Raw genomic sequence first — 15,304 nt, 5'->3', positions numbered from 1 at the left:
CGCGCAGGCTTGGGTGCAGCGGGCAATGCGACCTCGCAGCCACAACGTCGCGCCCGTGTCCCAGGGCGCGCTTCCTTTCGGGGACTCTTTGATCATCGATGCGCGCTTACGCAGTTCGGTGGGCGCGAAGGAGATGCGAATCAATCAACGCTGCTCTGACGGGAACGGAATGACGCTCGTGCCGTTAGCGGGACGCAATCCGCCGACTCTGAACTGTTCGTGATCGTTCGGCCGTGATCGGTCGTCATCTTCTAAGACCAAAGTTCATGGGGCATTCATTTCGGGTTCCGTACCCATTGGGTCCGACATGCCCCGGCAATCCCTGCCCAGCAAGGAGACTTCCATGCGTGAGATCGTCCGCCCCATATTTGCTGCGTTGAGCGTCGCGTGCCTTGCGGTAGCGGTGACCGCGGCGTCGAACAGCGGAGCGTTCGCGCAGGCCAAGCAGCAGCAGGCGGCGCCACCGGCCAAGCAGCCTGCGCAGGCAGCTCCGGCTCCCCAGGATCAGCCGCCCCCGATCAAGCAGATCGCGCTCAACGACAAGCAGATCGACGGCGCGCTCGCCGCGTCCAAGGAGATGGACCCGATCACCGCGAAACTGCCTGAGAATGCCAAGCCGGATCCGAAGGTCATCGCCCAGCTCGAGGGCATCGCCAAGAAGCACGGCTTTGCGAGCTATGACGACTACAACAACGTCGTCGACAACATCGCGCTGGTGCTCGGCGGCTTCGATCCGCAGACCAAGAAATATGTTGGACCGGAGGCTGTCTTGAAGGCGCAGATCGCCCAGGTGCAGGCCGACAAGAAGATGTCGGCCAGCGACAAGAAGGAAGCGCTCGCCGATCTCAACGAGGCCCTGAAGTCGCCGCCGCCGGCGGTCGAGAACAAGGGCAATATCGATCTGGTCACGAAGAACTACGATAAGCTGATGACAGCGTTCGGCGGCAGCGACGAGAACTGAGCCACCAGTCGAATCGAGATGTAGCCCCGGAGAACTCTCCGGGGCTTTTTTGTTGGGCCGACTCGTTCGGGCAAGGTCCTGCGATTTATGTCCGCGTGCGCATCCGCATCATGAAGCTGTCGAACGAGAGCTCCGCGACCTGCATCCAGGCGAGTGATTCGTTGCGATAACTCGTCAGGCTCGCATACATCTTGCCGAAATGCGGGTTGCTCTTGGCGAGGTCGGCGTAGATCTCGTTGGCCGCGTTGTAGCAGCCCTCCAGCACCTCCTGCGGGAACGGTCGCAATTGCGCGCCGGCCACGATCAGGCGTTTCAGCGCCGGCGGATTGACGGCGTCATACTTCCCGGTCACCCAGGTGAACGTATCTTCGGATGCGGCCTGGATCGCCGCCTGATAATGCTTCGGCAGCGCGTTCCACTTCTGGGCGTTCATCACGTTGTGGCCCTGGCCGGTGCCTTCCCACCAGCCAGGATAGTAATAGAACTTCGCGACCTTCACGAAGCCGAGCTTCTCGTCGTCATATGGTCCGACCCACTCGGCCGCATCGATGGTGCCCTTCTCCAACGCCGGATAGATGTCGCCGCCTGCGATCTGCTGCGGCACGCCGCCGACCTTGGCGATGATGTTGCCGGCGAAGCCGCCGACGCGGAATTTCAAGCCTTGCAGATCCGCCATCGACTTGATCTCCTTCCGGAACCAGCCGCCCATCTGGGCGCCGGTCGAGCCGGTCGGAATGCCGACGCAGTTGTAGTCCTTGAGCAGATCATTGATGAGTTCGGTACCACCGCCCCATTGCAGCCAGGAGATGTGCTGGCGCGTGTTAAGCCCGAACGGCAGCGACGTGCCAAAGGTGAACGCGGGATTCTTGCCCCAGTAGTAATAGAGCGCCGTGTTGCCCATCTCGACGGTGCCGTTGGAGACGGCATCCAGCACCTGCAGGCCCGGCACGATTTCACCGGCGGCGAATGACTGGATCTGGAATCGGTTGTCGGTGAGCTCGGCGACGCGCTTGCAGAAGAATTCGCAGCCGCCATAGAGCGTATCGAGCGCCTTCGGCCAGCTTGCCGCCAGCCGCCACCTGACTTCCGGCATCGACTGCGCAACCGCAGGCGCAGCGACCGCGGTTGTGGCCAGCCCGACGCCGCCGGCCTTCAAGAAATCACGACGTTTCATGCGTTTCCCTCCTGTTTGTCGATATCTCGACCAGGGAACGATCTTGCTGCCGTCTTTCTTCGCCGATCGATCGACGTTGTTGTGGTGAGTGTGCTCGGTGGCCCTCGACGGGCTCTTGTTGGTGGATGCCGCGTATGCGGTTCGGCGGGTGAGGATGACGGTTCGGACTAGGAAATCAAGCGTCCACGCTCACCGCAAGTGCGAACATCAGGGAAGATGCCGCGGTGCGAAGAGCAGGACAGACGCTGCCCGAAGCGCTGCGATCTGCTAGGCAAGGGGGGCGAGCGTGATAGGAGTTCAAGGACATGACCCGCAAGAAAGTCGTGGTCGCCGGCGCAACCGGCCTCGTCGGCAGCGCCGCCTTGCGACATTTCAGCGCATCCGGTGATTGTGAGTGCATCGCGCTGTCGCGCCGCAAGCCGCGCGAGCTCTATGGCGCGCGTCACGTACCGATCGACCTGGCGAGCGCGGAGGATTGTGGTCGCGCCGCAGCCGAGTTCAGCGGCGCGACTCACCTGATCTATGCCGCGCTCTATGAAGCATCGAACCTGGTCGACGGCTGGCGCGACGCGCGGCAGATCGCGACCAACGACCTGATGTTGCGCAATCTGATGGGCGCGCTCGAACCGGTCGCGCCTGACCTGAAGCATGTCGCGCTGCTGCAGGGCACCAAGGCCTATGGCGTCCATGTCCGGCCGCTCACGGTGCCGGCGCGCGAGGGCCGCTCGGAAATGTACGAGCAGCCGAATTTCTATTGGGCGCAGGAGAATTTCCTGCGCGATCTGCAACAGGGCAAGCGCTGGCATTGGAGCATCCTGCGTCCCGTGCTCATCATCGGCGAGGCCATGGGCGGCGCGATGGACCTGATCCCGCCGCTCGGCGTCTATGCTGCGATGCTGCGCGCGGAGGGCAAGCCGCTCGATTATCCCGGCGGTGCGCCGCGGGTGGCGCAAGCGGTCGATGTCGATCTTCTGGCCCGTGCGATCGCCTGGTCGGGCGAAGCCGAGACCGCGCGCAACGAAGCCTTCAACGTCACCAATGGCGACGTCTTCACCTGGGACAACATCTGGCCCGCGATCGCGGATGCGCTCGAGATGAAACCGGGCCGGCGCGTGCCGCTGTCGCTCGCGCGGGAATACCCAAAATGGATCGCACCGTGGGACGAGCTTCGCAGGGCGCAGGGCCTGATCGCGCCTGGTCTCGAAGAATTCGTCGGCCTGTCATTCCAGTATGCCGATTACAGCATGCGCTATGGAAAAACCGAGGCGGGCCCGCCCTCGATCGTCTCCACCGTGAAGATCAACCAGGCCGGCTTCACCGAGATGATGGACACCGAGGTGATGTTCCGTAAATGGTTCAAGCGGGCGAAGGCCAGCCGGTTGCTGCCTTGAGTCAGTCAGCCTGCGCTCTCCCGTCTCCCTCTCCCCGTAAAGGACGGGGGAGAGGTTAAGAGCACTCCCTTTCTTCGAGTCCGAATGACAGAATCGCTAACGCGAAAACGCCTTCTCCATCGCCTTGCGCGTCTTGATCGTGTCGTTGCTCTCGTCAACCTCGACATCGCTCCAGCGCACCACCGCGCCATGGGCGACGTCGTGCTTCAGCTTGACGCGATGCGCGAGCCCGATCGGCAGCGCGCCGGCCGCGAGGCTGGCGGCAGCCGGCGTCAGCTTGCCCCACACCGTGTAGCCGCCTTCGCCGTCGAGCATCTCGCCGGCACGCAGGTTGCGCTTGGCGACGGACGCGACATCGCCTCGGAAGCCGCGCGGCTGCCCGGTCGGCTCGTTGCGCAGCGCCGCCGACAGGATCGAGATGTTCAGTTCGAGCCCGATCAGGTGATAGGGTTTGTACATTGCGGCAAAGCGGCCCGATGAATCGGTCTTGAGGCCGTATTGCTTGAAGCAGTCGGCGGCATAATCGTTCGGCGCTTCCAGCACCACATAGACGCCCCAGCGCAGGTCGCGGAACACCGGGCGGCCATCGCGCTCCAGCGACGACACGACTTCCACGATGCCGGATTTCTCCAGCACGCCACCCTTATCGCGCGGCCGCATCACATGCGGCAGGTCGTCGACGCCGCAGGGCGGAAACAGCAGTCCTTGTGAAGGCACGTCGAGGCTGCAGGCGTTGGCGATCGCTGCCATCTCGATCGCGGATTTGGTACCGTCGAGGAAGGAATTGAACATCTGCGGATTCATGCCTGCGGATTGCGCCTCGCCCGCGGTGAGCCCGTAGTGCTGCCAGACGCCCTCCGGCGTAACGTCGTGATAGGCGGGCAGGTACTTCGTGCCCTTGCCGGCTGCGACCACGCGGAAGCCCGTCGCGCGCGCCCAATCCACCATCTCTGCGGTCAGCGCCGGCTGATCGCCGTAAGCGAGTGAATAGACCACGCCGGCCTTCCGCGCTTCTTCGGCGAGCAGCGGTCCCGCCAGCACGTCGGCCTCGACATTGACCATCACGACATGCTTGCCGGCGGCAATCGCGGCGCGGGCATGGCGGATGCCGACCGCGGGATTGCCGGTCGCTTCCACAACCACGTCGAGCGCGCCGCCGGCGATCGCCCGCGCGCCGTCGTCGGTGAACGTGGTCGCCTTGATCCGCTCGTCGTCCCAGCCGACCGTGCGGCACGCCTCGCGCGCACGATCAGGGTCGAGATCGACAATCACGGGCACCTCAAGCCCCGGCGTATGCGGCACCTGCGACAGGAACATCGAACCGAATTTTCCGGCGCCGATCAGCACGACGCGGACCGGTTTTCCGGCGGCGGCGCGGGTTTGGAGGAGGTGATGCAGATTCATGATGTGGATCCGATGTTGGTGCGCCGAGGCGGAGACCGTCTCCAAATTCGTCATGGCCGGGCGTGACCCGGCCATCGACGTCTTGGCGAGAGCACTTGTGCTTGTTCGTGGATGCCCGGGTCAAGCCCGGGCATGACGAGTGTGTGCTGACCGTTACTCTGCCGCCTGCCGCGGCGCACGTGCCAACCGCAGCAATGCGTCGTCCTCGACGGTCTGGATCGGCGTGAAGTCGCGGTGTGCGATGTAGTCCGGCCGCGTCGGGGTGCGGATGTAGTTCGAAACCGCATTCAGCGTCAGGTAGACGATCTTGCGCGGATAGGGCGTGATGTTGCCGCTCGATCCGTGCACCAGATTGCCGTGGAACATCAGCATGCCGCCGGGCTTGCCGGTCGGCGCGACGATGCCGCCTTGCTTCACCAGCCGCGTAACGGTCTCCTCATCCAGCGTCCACAACGGGTACGATGTGGTCTCGAGGTCGTGCGAGGCCTTGAGGTCGCCGGCGGTCTGGCTCTGCGGCACCAGCATCAAGGGGCCATTGATCGGCATCACCTCGTCGAGGAAGATCGCGATGTTCATCGCCCGCGGCTCCGGCATGCCGTCGTCGCGCTTCCAGGTGCCGTAATCCTGGTGCCATTGCCAGACGTCGCCGGTGAAGGCCGCCTTCGCATTGATCTTGAATTGATGCATGTAGACCTTCTCGCCGAAGATCTGCTCGATCGGTTCGATCATGCGCGGATGCGCGCCGAGAACGCCGAACGCCTCGTTGTAGAGATGCGCGGCAAACGCGGTGCGCGGTGCGCCACTTTTCTCTCGCCACACCTCGGGGCGGTTGGCGTCATAGATCGAGACCGCTTCGCGCGCGAGGAAATCGACCTCTTCCTGGTTGAACAGCTCGGGCAGGAACAGCCAGCCTTCGTGATGGAAAAATTCGACCTGCTCCGGGGTGAGTTTCATGGTGCTTTCCTCCTGTTGTTCGTTGTTGTCATTCCGGGGCGCGTAGCGAACCCGGAATCTCGAGAATCCGGGTCTGGTGCTGGCGCACGATCCCGGAAGGACGATGCGAAATCACGCCGCCACGTCGATTGCCCTCAGCTTTTCTTCCGTCATCCGTCCCGCCGTCTGCGCGTGCGCGAGCGCGGCGGCCTCCGCGCCTGCCGCGTTACCGGAGAAAATCTGCGCGGCGATGGCCTCATGCTCGGTCCAGGCGCTGTCGCGATAGTCGAGCTCGGCAAGCACGGTGGCCATCGAGCGGCGCATATGCGGCCATTGCGGCGCGATCATTTCCTCGATCGCCGAATTGCCGGCGAGGCGATAGATCGCGCTGTGGAAGTCGACATCGAGCGCGATCAGGCGTGCCAGCGATGTATCGCCATCGATCGCGCGCCCGGCTTCGAGCGCCGTCGCGAGCCGCGCGCGTCCCGCCGCATCGTCCTTGGCGCGCGCTGCCGCGAGCCGCGCCGCCAGCGCGTCGATCGCGCCGCGCACTTCATAGAGCTGGCGGATGCGCAGCGGATCGAGTTGCGTCACCTCGAAGCCGCGCCGGCCGCTTTCGGCGACGAGGCCTTGCCGGTGCAAGAGATGCAATGCGTGCGAGACCGGCTGGCGCGAGACGCCGAGTTTTTCGGCAAGTTCATTCTGGGTGATGCGCTGGCCGGGCAGCAGCGTGCGATCGATGATCGCCTCCAATATCCGCGCATAGACTTGGTCGATCAGGTTCGGGAGCGGGTCCAATGGGATCATGCCGGTCATCCATGACGGAATACGGAATTCCGTATTCGAAATCGAGGCTACGGCGCTGACCACGAATGGTCAAGAGTTCGTTTTCCGATTTATCTAACCAATTGAAGGATATGCTGTTCTGGCCACGGACAGGCAACGCCGCATGCGGCAAGCGGTCGGTCACATCAGGCTCGATCGAGCACCTCGACATCGAACGTCTCGATCTGCCCTGGTTCGGCGACCGCCTCGATCGCGGCGATCCTGTCGCCGGCAATCGTAACGCGCAGCACGAGGCGCAACTGGCCGCCAAGGATGACGGCAACGCCGATCTCGCCATCGACCAGCGCGGGCTTTCCCGCCTTTGCCCGTCCCTTGAACGCCTCGGCGACGGCCGCAGCGCCACGGATTTCCGGAAGCGAGCCGAGCCGCTGCGCGGCCTGATCGGCACGCACCACCACATCAGGATCGAGCACCGCGAGCAGCCCTTCGAAATCGCCGTTGCGGGAGGCCGCGAGAAACGCCTCGACGATTCCGCGCTGTCGGCCGAGGTCAGCGTCCGCTGCGGGCCGGGTGCCTTGCACGCGGCGCCGCCCGCGGCTGGCAAGCTGCCGCGCGGCGGCCGGAGTGCGGCCGACGATCGGCGCGATATCCTCGAACGGCACCGCGAACATGTCGTGCAGCACGAAGGCGAGCCGCTCGGCCGGCGCCAGCGTTTCAAGCACCACCAGCAGCGCGGCGCCGACGGAATCGGCCATTTCGGCCTCCCGTTCGTGATCACCGTCGGCAATCGGTTCCGGCACCTGCGGGCCCATCGGCTCCTCACGGCGCGATTTGCGCGACCTCAACATGTCCAGACAGATGCGGGAGATCACGGTGGTCAGGAAGCCGCCGAGATTGTCGACTGTCGTAGCGTCGGTGCGGCTCAGCCGCAGCCAGGTTTCCTGCACGGCGTCGTCGACCTCGGCGGTCGAGCCCAGCATGCGATAGGCCACAGCCCGCAAGCGGGGCCGGTTGGCCTCGAATTGCTCGGCCAGAAACTTTTTCTCGTCCATCGGTCACATTCCCTTGGGTTTGCTCCGTCATGCCCATGACGGAGCGGACCCGGCCGATGTGACAGCAGATCGGCGCGGCCGCGTCAAAAAAGCGGGAGACTGACATCGTGCAAGCCCGTATGAACCACCCGGTCATGGTCATCCCGGAGGCCATGAAGGCGATCCAGGCGCTCAACGAGAGCACCAAGCAAGGGCTGCCGGAACGGCTGCTCGAACTGGTCCATTTGCGCGCCAGCCAGATCAACGGCTGCAGCGTCTGTGTCGACATGCATCCCAAGCTTGCCAAGCGCGCCGGCGAGACCGATGAGCGGCTGTTCGCTGTCGCCGCCTGGCGCGACACGCCCTATTTCACCGAAGCCGAGCGCGCCGCGCTGGCGCTCACTGAAGCGTTGGCTCGCCTCAGTGACCGTGAGGATCCGGTACCGGACGCGATCTGGAACGAGGCCGACAAGCATTTCGACGAACGCGAGCTTGCTGCCCTGGTTCTCGCAATCGCTGCGATCAATGTGTGGAATCGACTCAACGTCGCCGTGCGCCAGCCGGTCGGCGTGTGGAAGGTGTGAGCCGCTGTTCTCCCTCTCCCTGTTCTTCGCGGGGAGAAGGTCGGGGTGAGGGGGGCGAGGTAGTAAGCTCAGCTCGCCAAGAACTCCAGCACGATCTCGCAATAGCGGCGCGGCGCCTGTTCGAACATCGGATGCGTGGTGCCTGGGATCATCTCGATGCGCGCGTCCTTCACATGGGCGGCGAGCGCATGCAACACCTTCGGCAGCACGCCCTTGGTGTTGGCGCCGCCGATGAAAAGTGTCGGCGTTTTGATCGCCTCCGCGTCCGCCTTGGAGAAGGGCGGGCGCTTGTCGCGGGTCTGGCCGATCAGCGTCATGGCGTTGTCGAGCAGCATCTGTTTCGGCGCGGCCGGTAGGCGCCGCCAAGCGCCGGGGCCTTCCAGCGCGTCGATGAAGATCTGCATGCCGCCGTCGATATCGCCCTTGGCGATCAGGTCGGCGGAGGCCGCGATCCGCGCCGCCAGCGGCGACGGGCCGGGTTGGAAGTCGGGATCAAGCGTGCCGTCAAGCTCTCCGCCGGGCTCGGCGAGGATCAATTTGCGCAAGAGATCCGGTCGCCGCTGCGCGACCCGAAACGAGATGTGACCGCCGCGGGAGTGGCCCATCAGGTCGACCGGCCTTGAGTCGAATGTCTCGATGAAGGCGATTACATCGTCGACGTGCTGGGCGATCGAATAGGTGTCGCCGACGCCATCCCATTGCGCCGGGAAAAAGTGCCGCAGACTGACTGCAATCACGCGGTGCTTGCGCGTCAGCGGCCCCAGCACGGACGACCAGATCCGGAAATCGCACAGCGAGCCATGCACGCAGACCAGCGGCGGGCCCGCGCCGATATCGAGATAGGGCATATCGAAACCGTTGACGTGGAGGCTTTGCATAAGGGCTCGCGGACTGCGTGATGTTGTTGATTTGGTGCAAGTTCCCACAGGATTCGGGTGGATAGCAACATTCTCCAAGCCTAGATTCCGCTCCAACATCAGGTTCAGAAGATGAGCCAGGAAATATCCAATGGAACATTTGGAGCGAGCTATGACGGGCCAGAATTTTGCGATTTTCGACACTCCGATCGGCGCCTGCGGCGTGGTCTGGGGCGAGCACGGCATCACCGGCGTGCAACTGCCGATGGGCAACGAAGAAAAGACGCGCAAGCGCATTGTCCAGCGCAGCGGTGACGTCACCGAAGCGGCCCCACCGGCCGAGGTGCAGCACGCGATCGACGGCATGGTCGAGCTATTGACGGGCAAGCCGAACGACCTTGCCGACATCGCGCTCGATCTCGCGGGCGTGCCGGAGTTCAACCGCGGCGTCTACGACATCGCGCGCAGGATCCCGCCGGGCAAGACCATGACCTATGGCGAGATTGCCAAGCAACTCGGCGGCGTCGAGCTGTCGCGCGATGTCGGCCAGGCGCTCGGCCGCAACCCGTGCCCGATCGTTGTGCCCTGTCACCGCGTGCTGGCGGCAGGCAACAAGCCCGGCGGCTTCTCCGCCAATGGCGGCGTCGTCACCAAGCTGAAGATGCTGGAGATCGAAGGCGCGGTCGTGAACCACACGCCGAGCCTGTTCGATTGAGGCGATACTCTTCCGACTCCCTCTCCCCGTTCCTTACGGGGAGAGGGTCGGGGTGAGGGGCTCTATCCACGAGGCGGTGGGAGCCGAAAGACCTGTACCCCCTCACCCGGATTGCATCTCGCGATGCAATCCGACCTCTCCCCGCAAGCGGGACGAGGTGAAGTGAGCAGACTGCTACGCCATTTCGCACACGAATCCGTTGCCTTTCCGCTTGATCCTGCCGGCCGACGGCGAGGGGAAATGCGCGGGGCAGCACAACGTGTCGGTGTCGCAATAGCGCTCGAGGAAGCTACGCCGTGTCTTCGCCGCGAGCGCAGGATCGACGTCGAACTTCGGCGACAGTTCCGGATAATGCGTCTGAATCGGCGAATGCATCAGATCGCCTGAGAACACCGCGTCGTCCTTGCCGCGGCCGAAGCTGAAGGCGACATGGCCCGGCGTGTGGCCGGGCGTCGGCAGGATGCGGGTGTGATCACCGATAGCGAAATCGCTGCGCACAATCTCGGCTCTGCCCGCTTCGACCACCGGCAGCACGCTGTCGACGAACGGGCCGACCTCGGCCTTCGCATTGGTCTCGGTCCAGTAGTCGAACTCGGTCTTGTCGAACACGTAGCGGGCATTCGGGAACGTCGGCACCCAGCGGCCGTTCTCCAGCCGTGTATTCCAGCCGACATGGTCGACATGCATATGCGTACACATCACGTAGTCGATGTCGCCGACCGCAACGCCGGCTGCGGCGAGGGCGCGCAAATAGCCGTCGTCGGTCTTCATGTTCCAGCTCGGCCGTGTCGGCCGCGGCTTGTCGTTGCCGATGCAGCTATCGATCAGGATGGTGTGGTGCGGCGTCTTCACGACATAGGACTGGAACGCCAGGATCAGCGTGTCGCTGTCGTCGAGCGCGCCGGCGGCCTTCATCCAGGCGCGATTCTCCGCGAGCACCTCAGGTGTCAGCCCGGGCAGCATCTCGAGTGCGGGCAGGAAGGTGGTCTCCTGCTCGATGATGCGATGAATGGTGAGATCGCCGACGGTGAATTTCAGGCTCATGGTGCTTTCCTTGAAAGTCAGTGCGCGTCGCGCACGGCGGGAATAACGATGTTGGCGAGGATATCCATCGCCGCAAGGCCTTCCTTCGGCTGGCCGTACTGGGCGGCCGTCGTCATCATCACAAGATCGAGATCGGGGACGATGATGATGCGCTGGCCACCCCAACCGAACGCCGCGACCCACTTCACTTCCTTGCCTTCTGACAAGGAACGCCCCAGCCACCACTGATAGCCGTAGAACAGCGTGCCGCCAAAATAGCCGACCGCCTGGAAACGCGGCGCGATCGATTGCGTGATCCAATCCCGTGAGATGATCTGCTGGCCGTTCCAGATGCCGTGATTGAGCACGAGCTGGCCGATCTTGGCAGCATCCCGCGGCCGCAGCCTGAGGCCGGCCGCGGCTGCGATCCTGCCGTTCTTCGGATATGTCTTCCACTCGAGATCGGTGATGCCGAGCGGCTGGAACAGCATTTCGCGCGCAAACGTTTCCAGCGGCTTGCCGGAGACCCGTTCAACGATGTTGCCCAGCAGGTCGGTCCCACCGCCATTGTAGGTCCACAACGTATCCGGCGGCGCGGCGATCGGCCGCGAGAGCACATAGCCGACCGGATCCGGCTCATATCCCAGATGCGGCTCGTCGTTGCCAGGATCAGCCCATGCCAGCGTCTCATCCCATTTGATGCCTGACGACATCGTCAGCAAATGGCGCAGCGTGATGGCGTCCCATCCCGCCGGTTGCGGCGCTTGATGATCCGGGAAAAATTTGAGCACACGCTCGTCGACGCCAGCGATCAGTTTGTGGTCGATGGCAAGGCCAACGAGCAGCGACGTCACGCTCTTCGACGCCGAACGCATATCGTGCTTGGTGGCGGCCGCGAATTCGCTGTGGCCCGCCGGATGACCCCATGGCTGGTCGATCCCGGCAAAATATTGCTCGAACACCAGCTTGCCGTGCCGCGCCACGACGACGGCGTGAATCTCCGAGCCCCTGAGCTGCAGCCGTTCGGCGATGCCGCAGAGCCGCGCGCCGTCCATGCCGACGCTCTCGGGCGGGGCGGTCACCCAGCCATCGTCGAGCGACGACGGTGATCCGCAAGCGAGACTTCGTTGACCGATCGCCATGCTGTCCGCCCTTGCTGACGTACTTGACGGGATCGGCGCGAGCAAAAGGCTCGCGCAGAGAAGGATTTTGGGGAGGTGGTCGCTCATGCTCATCTCCCCCTTGTCCTAGCGTTACGCCGCGGGCGGCGCAGAGATCTTCACCGACGGTCGTTCCCGCATTTTCTGGTAGAACGCGTCGAGCTTTGGATAGGCCTTGCGCCAGCCGCAATCGGCGAAGCGGAAGTCGGCATAGCCGAGCACGCAAACCAGCCCGATCTGCGCGATGTCGAACGGGCCGTTCAGCACCTCGGGCTGGTTCTCGAACCGCGCCATGCCGGTCCACGCCCGATTCCAGTGATCGTCATACCAGGCCGGCCATGCCGAGCCCTGGGGCCGCGTCATCTTCTCGTAGCGGCACAGCAACATGGAATCGAGCATGCCGTTGAGCAGTGAATGATCGGTTTTCACTTTCCAGCGCCGCGGGCCGTAGCCCGGGATCAGCCGGCCGCCACCGAGCTCGTTGAGATATTCGACGATGACATAGGAATCGAGAATGACGTCGCCGTGATTGAGGATCAGCACCGGCAGCTTCTTCAGCGGCGTGATCTTCGAATATTCGTCGTTGGCCTGCCCCGGCGCGACAGTGGCCGGCACCAGCTCGATCTTGTCGATCAGGCCGAGCTCGATCGCCGCGATGCGTACCTTGCGGGCAAAGGGGGAGGCGGGAGAGAAGGTGAGTTTCATGAATACACCTCAGCGATGGATGAGACCGTCATTGCGAGGAGCGAAGCGGCGAAGCAATCCATCGATCCCCGATGTGGCGGCATGGATTGCTTCGCGGAGCCTGTCATCGGGCGCGCGTTCGCGCGACCCGTTGGCTCGCAATGACGGTCGTTGTCAGCCACGTCCTACGCCGCGATAATCTCCTGGCGCTGTTCACCGAGGCCTTCAATGCCGAGCGTCACGACGTCGCCGACGTTGAGATAGGTCGGCGGCTTCATACCCATGCCGACGCCGGGCGGGGTGCCGGTGGTGACGATGTCGCCGGGCAGCAACGTCATGAACTGCGAGACATAGGAGATGCACTTCGCCATCGAGAAGATCATGGTCTTGGTCGAGCCGGTCTGGCGGCGCTGGCCGTTGACGTCGAGCCACATCGACAGGTTCTGCACGTCTGCGATCTCGTCCTTGGTGACAAGCCACGGTCCGACCGGACCGAACGTGTCGTGCGACTTGCCCTTGGTCCATTGACCCAGCCGCTCGGTCTGGAAATTGCGCTCGGAGACGTCGTTGCAGATGCAGTAGCCGGCGACATGATTGAGGGCGTCGGCCTCCGAGACGTACTTGGCTCGGGTGCCGATGATGGCGGCGATCTCGACTTCCCAGTCAAGCTTGGTCGAGCCGCGCGGCTTCTCGACCTGGTCGTTCGGGCCGCACAATGACGTGCTCGCCTTCATGAAGAAGATCGGCTCGCTCGGAATCTGCGCGCCGGTTTCCCTGGCGTGATCCTCATAGTTCAATCCGATTGCGACGAATTTGGAGATGCCGGTGACGGGCGCGCCGAGGCGCGGCTTGCCGGAGACCGCGGGCAGGGAGGCGGGATCGAGGCCGGCGAGCTTCTTTAGCTGCTCCGGCGCGTAGGCGTCGCCGGTGAGGTCCTTCAGATGGGCCGAGAGGTCGCGGAGCTGGCCGGATTTGTCGATCAGACCGGGCTTTTCCGCGCCCTTTTCGCCATAACGAACAAGCTTCATAGTGATCACTCCCTGCGGTGCCTAGAGGATTGTTGCTGGTATACCTCGGTACGCTTCATGGAACAGCATGCGGGGAAATTCAACCGCCGAAAGCGCAGGGTAGGGTGGTAAAGGCGCAGGTGCGCCTGACCCATCGGCTGCACGCCGGCGGCCGCACACCGTCCGGGTCACGTCAGCGCAACGAACCTGAAGGCATCGCCATCGCGCTTGATATGGCCGGCGCCGAAATGCCCGCCGATCACCAGCGTCGGCGTATCGGCAAAGCGCGAGAACAGTGCGCGGCGCGTTGCGGCCGACTGCTTCTGGTCGGAGTCCGCCGTCGACGACCAGTCCAGGTGGTACATCTGGCACGGATGATGGGCGACGTCGCCGGTCAGCAACCCCTCTTCTCCGCGGGACGTGATGTGGATGCTGACGTGACCGGGGCTGTGGCCCGGCGTCGGGATCAGCGTGATCTCGTGGGTCAGCCGATGATCACTCGGCACAAGCTCGGCCTTGCCGGCGTCCATGATCGGTTTCACCGAATCTGCGAACACGGCAGCGTGCGCGGGATCGTTGCTGTGATCGCGCCAGTAATCGAATTCGGTCTTGCCAAATATGTAGCGGGCATTGGCGAAGGTCGGCACCCACTTGCCGTCGACGAGCCTGGTGTTCCAGCCGACATGATCGACATGCAGATGCGTGCAGAGCACGGTGTCGATGCTGTCGGGTGCGAAGCCCGCCTCCGTCAGCTTCTCCAGGAACGGATCCGTGCGATTGTTCCAGGTCGGCACATTACGGCCCTGCTTGTGGTTGCCAAGGCCGGTGTCGACGATGATGCGATGCTCCGGCGTCTCCACCAGCAGCGAGTGGATCGACATCTTCAGCCGACCGTCCTCGCTGGCGAAATGCGGCATCAGCCAGGGCAGGCGCTGAATCTCTTCCCGGCCGGCGAGCGGCAGGATGAAGCGCGTGCTGCCGACAGTCTCGAGCTCGATGATCTTGGTGATCCTGACCTCGCCCACGGTCCAGTGCATGCTGCGTGTCCTCCGTTTCTTGTTGCTCTGTCTCAACCATGCGGGTTTCCGCGCCGCGGTGCAATGGATCAAGTCGGCACCTTCGGCGTTACCGCCTCGTGGGAAGAAGGAGTGCGCGAATGCCGGAACTCACGATCTCTCCTGAAAAGGTCAGCTTTCTGATCGAGAAGGCCCGGGAATTCGACGTCAAGGAGGAAGCGGTCGATCCGGACTCCGGCTCGAACAGCGTAGACGACGACATGATCGACGTGTTGGAGGATGACGGTAGGGACCCGGTGGTGCGTGAGATCGCCGGCTTCATCGACGCGCTGAGCGAGGATGAGCAGGTCGATCTCATTGCCCTGATGCGGCTTGGCCGCGGCGACGGCTCGATCGAGGAATGGCCGGATCTCAGGCGCGAAGCCGCGCGCGGACACCGCGGGCACAATACCGCAAGCTACCTCCTTGGAGAGCCGATGCTCGGCGACCTGCTTGCAGAAGGTCTTGACGAGCTCGGTCTTCTGCCGGGTGGCGAGGGCGCCGCGCAGCTCCATTAGCCCTTCGCCTCACCTCGTCCC

Annotated in this window: 16 protein-coding genes; 5 read left to right on the top strand and 11 right to left on the bottom strand. The window is 63.7% G+C overall.

Annotated features, from left to right (window positions below; all coding sequences use genetic code 11):
• Positions 1–343 precede the first annotated feature (343 nt).
• Positions 344–961 (top strand): hypothetical protein, encoded by a 618-nt coding sequence (locus P6U25_RS32850; protein WP_407148879.1) that lies wholly within the window; start codon positions 344–346, stop codon positions 959–961.
• Positions 962–1,046: 85 nt separating this feature from the next.
• Here P6U25_RS32850 and P6U25_RS32845 read toward each other — a convergent pair whose 3' ends face one another.
• A complete protein-coding gene (locus P6U25_RS32845) occupies positions 1,047–2,135 on the bottom strand; it encodes a TRAP transporter substrate-binding protein (RefSeq protein WP_407148878.1) in 1,089 nt (362 codons plus the stop codon).
• A 305-nt stretch (positions 2,136–2,440) separates the two neighbouring features.
• Between P6U25_RS32845 and P6U25_RS32840 the strand changes: the two genes are divergently transcribed.
• A complete protein-coding gene (locus tag P6U25_RS32840) occupies positions 2,441–3,526 on the top strand; it encodes an NAD-dependent epimerase/dehydratase family protein (protein ID WP_407148877.1) in 1,086 nt (361 codons plus the stop codon).
• Between the two features lie 96 nt (positions 3,527–3,622).
• Here P6U25_RS32840 and P6U25_RS32835 read toward each other — a convergent pair whose 3' ends face one another.
• From P6U25_RS32835 to P6U25_RS32820, 4 genes are all read right to left on the bottom strand, one after another.
• Positions 3,623–4,930, bottom strand: a complete 1,308-nt coding sequence (locus P6U25_RS32835; RefSeq protein WP_407148876.1) for an NAD(P)H-dependent oxidoreductase — start codon at positions 4,928–4,930, stop codon at positions 3,623–3,625.
• 153 nt (positions 4,931–5,083) lie between these two features.
• Positions 5,084–5,884, bottom strand: coding sequence for a phytanoyl-CoA dioxygenase family protein (locus tag P6U25_RS32830; protein ID WP_407148875.1), 801 nt, complete (start codon positions 5,882–5,884; stop codon positions 5,084–5,086).
• A gap of 111 nt (positions 5,885–5,995) precedes the next feature.
• A complete protein-coding gene (locus P6U25_RS32825; protein WP_407148874.1) occupies positions 5,996–6,670 on the bottom strand; it encodes a GntR family transcriptional regulator in 675 nt (224 codons plus the stop codon).
• 164 nt (positions 6,671–6,834) lie between these two features.
• Positions 6,835–7,701 carry a sigma-70 family RNA polymerase sigma factor gene (locus P6U25_RS32820; protein WP_407148873.1) on the bottom strand — a complete coding sequence of 289 codons (867 nt, stop codon included), beginning with the start codon at positions 7,699–7,701 and terminating at the stop codon, positions 6,835–6,837.
• Positions 7,702–7,808: 107 nt separating this feature from the next.
• Here P6U25_RS32820 and P6U25_RS32815 point away from each other — a divergent pair, with 107 nt between their 5' ends.
• Complete coding sequence (locus P6U25_RS32815) at positions 7,809–8,264, top strand: carboxymuconolactone decarboxylase family protein (RefSeq protein WP_407148872.1); 456 nt, start codon at positions 7,809–7,811, stop codon at positions 8,262–8,264.
• Positions 8,265–8,332: 68 nt separating this feature from the next.
• On the opposite strand, the gene P6U25_RS32810 is transcribed toward P6U25_RS32815, so the two are convergent.
• Positions 8,333–9,142 (bottom strand): alpha/beta fold hydrolase, encoded by an 810-nt coding sequence (locus P6U25_RS32810; RefSeq protein WP_407148871.1) that lies wholly within the window; start codon positions 9,140–9,142, stop codon positions 8,333–8,335.
• A 151-nt stretch (positions 9,143–9,293) separates the two neighbouring features.
• Here P6U25_RS32810 and P6U25_RS32805 point away from each other — a divergent pair, with 151 nt between their 5' ends.
• A complete protein-coding gene (locus tag P6U25_RS32805; protein WP_407148870.1) occupies positions 9,294–9,836 on the top strand; it encodes a methylated-DNA--[protein]-cysteine S-methyltransferase in 543 nt (180 codons plus the stop codon).
• 174 nt (positions 9,837–10,010) lie between these two features.
• On the opposite strand, the gene P6U25_RS32800 is transcribed toward P6U25_RS32805, so the two are convergent.
• The 5 genes from P6U25_RS32800 to P6U25_RS32780 form a co-directional block, all read right to left on the bottom strand.
• Positions 10,011–10,880, bottom strand: a complete 870-nt coding sequence (locus P6U25_RS32800; RefSeq protein ID WP_407148869.1) for an MBL fold metallo-hydrolase — start codon at positions 10,878–10,880, stop codon at positions 10,011–10,013.
• 17 nt (positions 10,881–10,897) lie between these two features.
• Complete coding sequence (locus P6U25_RS32795; RefSeq protein ID WP_407148868.1) at positions 10,898–12,001, bottom strand: serine hydrolase domain-containing protein; 1,104 nt, start codon at positions 11,999–12,001, stop codon at positions 10,898–10,900.
• Between the two features lie 111 nt (positions 12,002–12,112).
• Positions 12,113–12,724 (bottom strand): glutathione S-transferase family protein, encoded by a 612-nt coding sequence (locus tag P6U25_RS32790; RefSeq protein WP_407148867.1) that lies wholly within the window; start codon positions 12,722–12,724, stop codon positions 12,113–12,115.
• 164 nt (positions 12,725–12,888) lie between these two features.
• Entirely contained in the window at positions 12,889–13,731 is an 843-nt protein-coding gene (locus tag P6U25_RS32785; RefSeq protein WP_407148866.1) for a fumarylacetoacetate hydrolase family protein, read from the bottom strand.
• Between the two features lie 167 nt (positions 13,732–13,898).
• Positions 13,899–14,747 carry an MBL fold metallo-hydrolase gene (locus P6U25_RS32780; RefSeq protein ID WP_407148865.1) on the bottom strand — a complete coding sequence of 283 codons (849 nt, stop codon included), beginning with the start codon at positions 14,745–14,747 and terminating at the stop codon, positions 13,899–13,901.
• Positions 14,748–14,866: 119 nt separating this feature from the next.
• On the opposite strand from P6U25_RS32780, the gene P6U25_RS32775 reads away from it, so the two are divergent.
• Positions 14,867–15,283, top strand: a complete 417-nt coding sequence (locus tag P6U25_RS32775) for a DUF3775 domain-containing protein (protein ID WP_407148864.1) — start codon at positions 14,867–14,869, stop codon at positions 15,281–15,283.
• Positions 15,284–15,304: the final 21 nt, after the last annotated feature.

Origin of the sequence: Bradyrhizobium sp. ORS 86, from assembly GCF_045571475.1 — a bacterium.
Taxonomy (GTDB): domain Bacteria; phylum Pseudomonadota; class Alphaproteobacteria; order Rhizobiales; family Xanthobacteraceae; genus Bradyrhizobium.
This window is presented reverse-complemented; position numbering and strand designations above follow the sequence as displayed.

Coding starts and splice junctions, on each gene's coding strand:
- P6U25_RS32850 (WP_407148879.1), top strand. CDS start 344: ATGCGTGAGATCGTCCGCCCCATATTTGCTGCGTTGAGCGTCGCGTGC.
- P6U25_RS32845 (WP_407148878.1), bottom strand. CDS start 2,135: ATGAAACGTCGTGATTTCTTGAAGGCCGGCGGCGTCGGGCTGGCCACA.
- P6U25_RS32840 (WP_407148877.1), top strand. CDS start 2,441: ATGACCCGCAAGAAAGTCGTGGTCGCCGGCGCAACCGGCCTCGTCGGC.
- P6U25_RS32835 (WP_407148876.1), bottom strand. CDS start 4,930: ATGAATCTGCATCACCTCCTCCAAACCCGCGCCGCCGCCGGAAAACCG.
- P6U25_RS32830 (WP_407148875.1), bottom strand. CDS start 5,884: ATGAAACTCACCCCGGAGCAGGTCGAATTTTTCCATCACGAAGGCTGG.
- P6U25_RS32825 (WP_407148874.1), bottom strand. CDS start 6,670: ATGATCCCATTGGACCCGCTCCCGAACCTGATCGACCAAGTCTATGCG.
- P6U25_RS32820 (WP_407148873.1), bottom strand. CDS start 7,701: ATGGACGAGAAAAAGTTTCTGGCCGAGCAATTCGAGGCCAACCGGCCC.
- P6U25_RS32810 (WP_407148871.1), bottom strand. CDS start 9,142: ATGCAAAGCCTCCACGTCAACGGTTTCGATATGCCCTATCTCGATATC.
- P6U25_RS32805 (WP_407148870.1), top strand. CDS start 9,294: ATGACGGGCCAGAATTTTGCGATTTTCGACACTCCGATCGGCGCCTGC.
- P6U25_RS32800 (WP_407148869.1), bottom strand. CDS start 10,880: ATGAGCCTGAAATTCACCGTCGGCGATCTCACCATTCATCGCATCATC.
- P6U25_RS32795 (WP_407148868.1), bottom strand. CDS start 12,001: ATGGCGATCGGTCAACGAAGTCTCGCTTGCGGATCACCGTCGTCGCTC.
- P6U25_RS32790 (WP_407148867.1), bottom strand. CDS start 12,724: ATGAAACTCACCTTCTCTCCCGCCTCCCCCTTTGCCCGCAAGGTACGC.
- P6U25_RS32785 (WP_407148866.1), bottom strand. CDS start 13,731: ATGAAGCTTGTTCGTTATGGCGAAAAGGGCGCGGAAAAGCCCGGTCTG.
- P6U25_RS32780 (WP_407148865.1), bottom strand. CDS start 14,747: ATGCACTGGACCGTGGGCGAGGTCAGGATCACCAAGATCATCGAGCTC.
- P6U25_RS32775 (WP_407148864.1), top strand. CDS start 14,867: ATGCCGGAACTCACGATCTCTCCTGAAAAGGTCAGCTTTCTGATCGAG.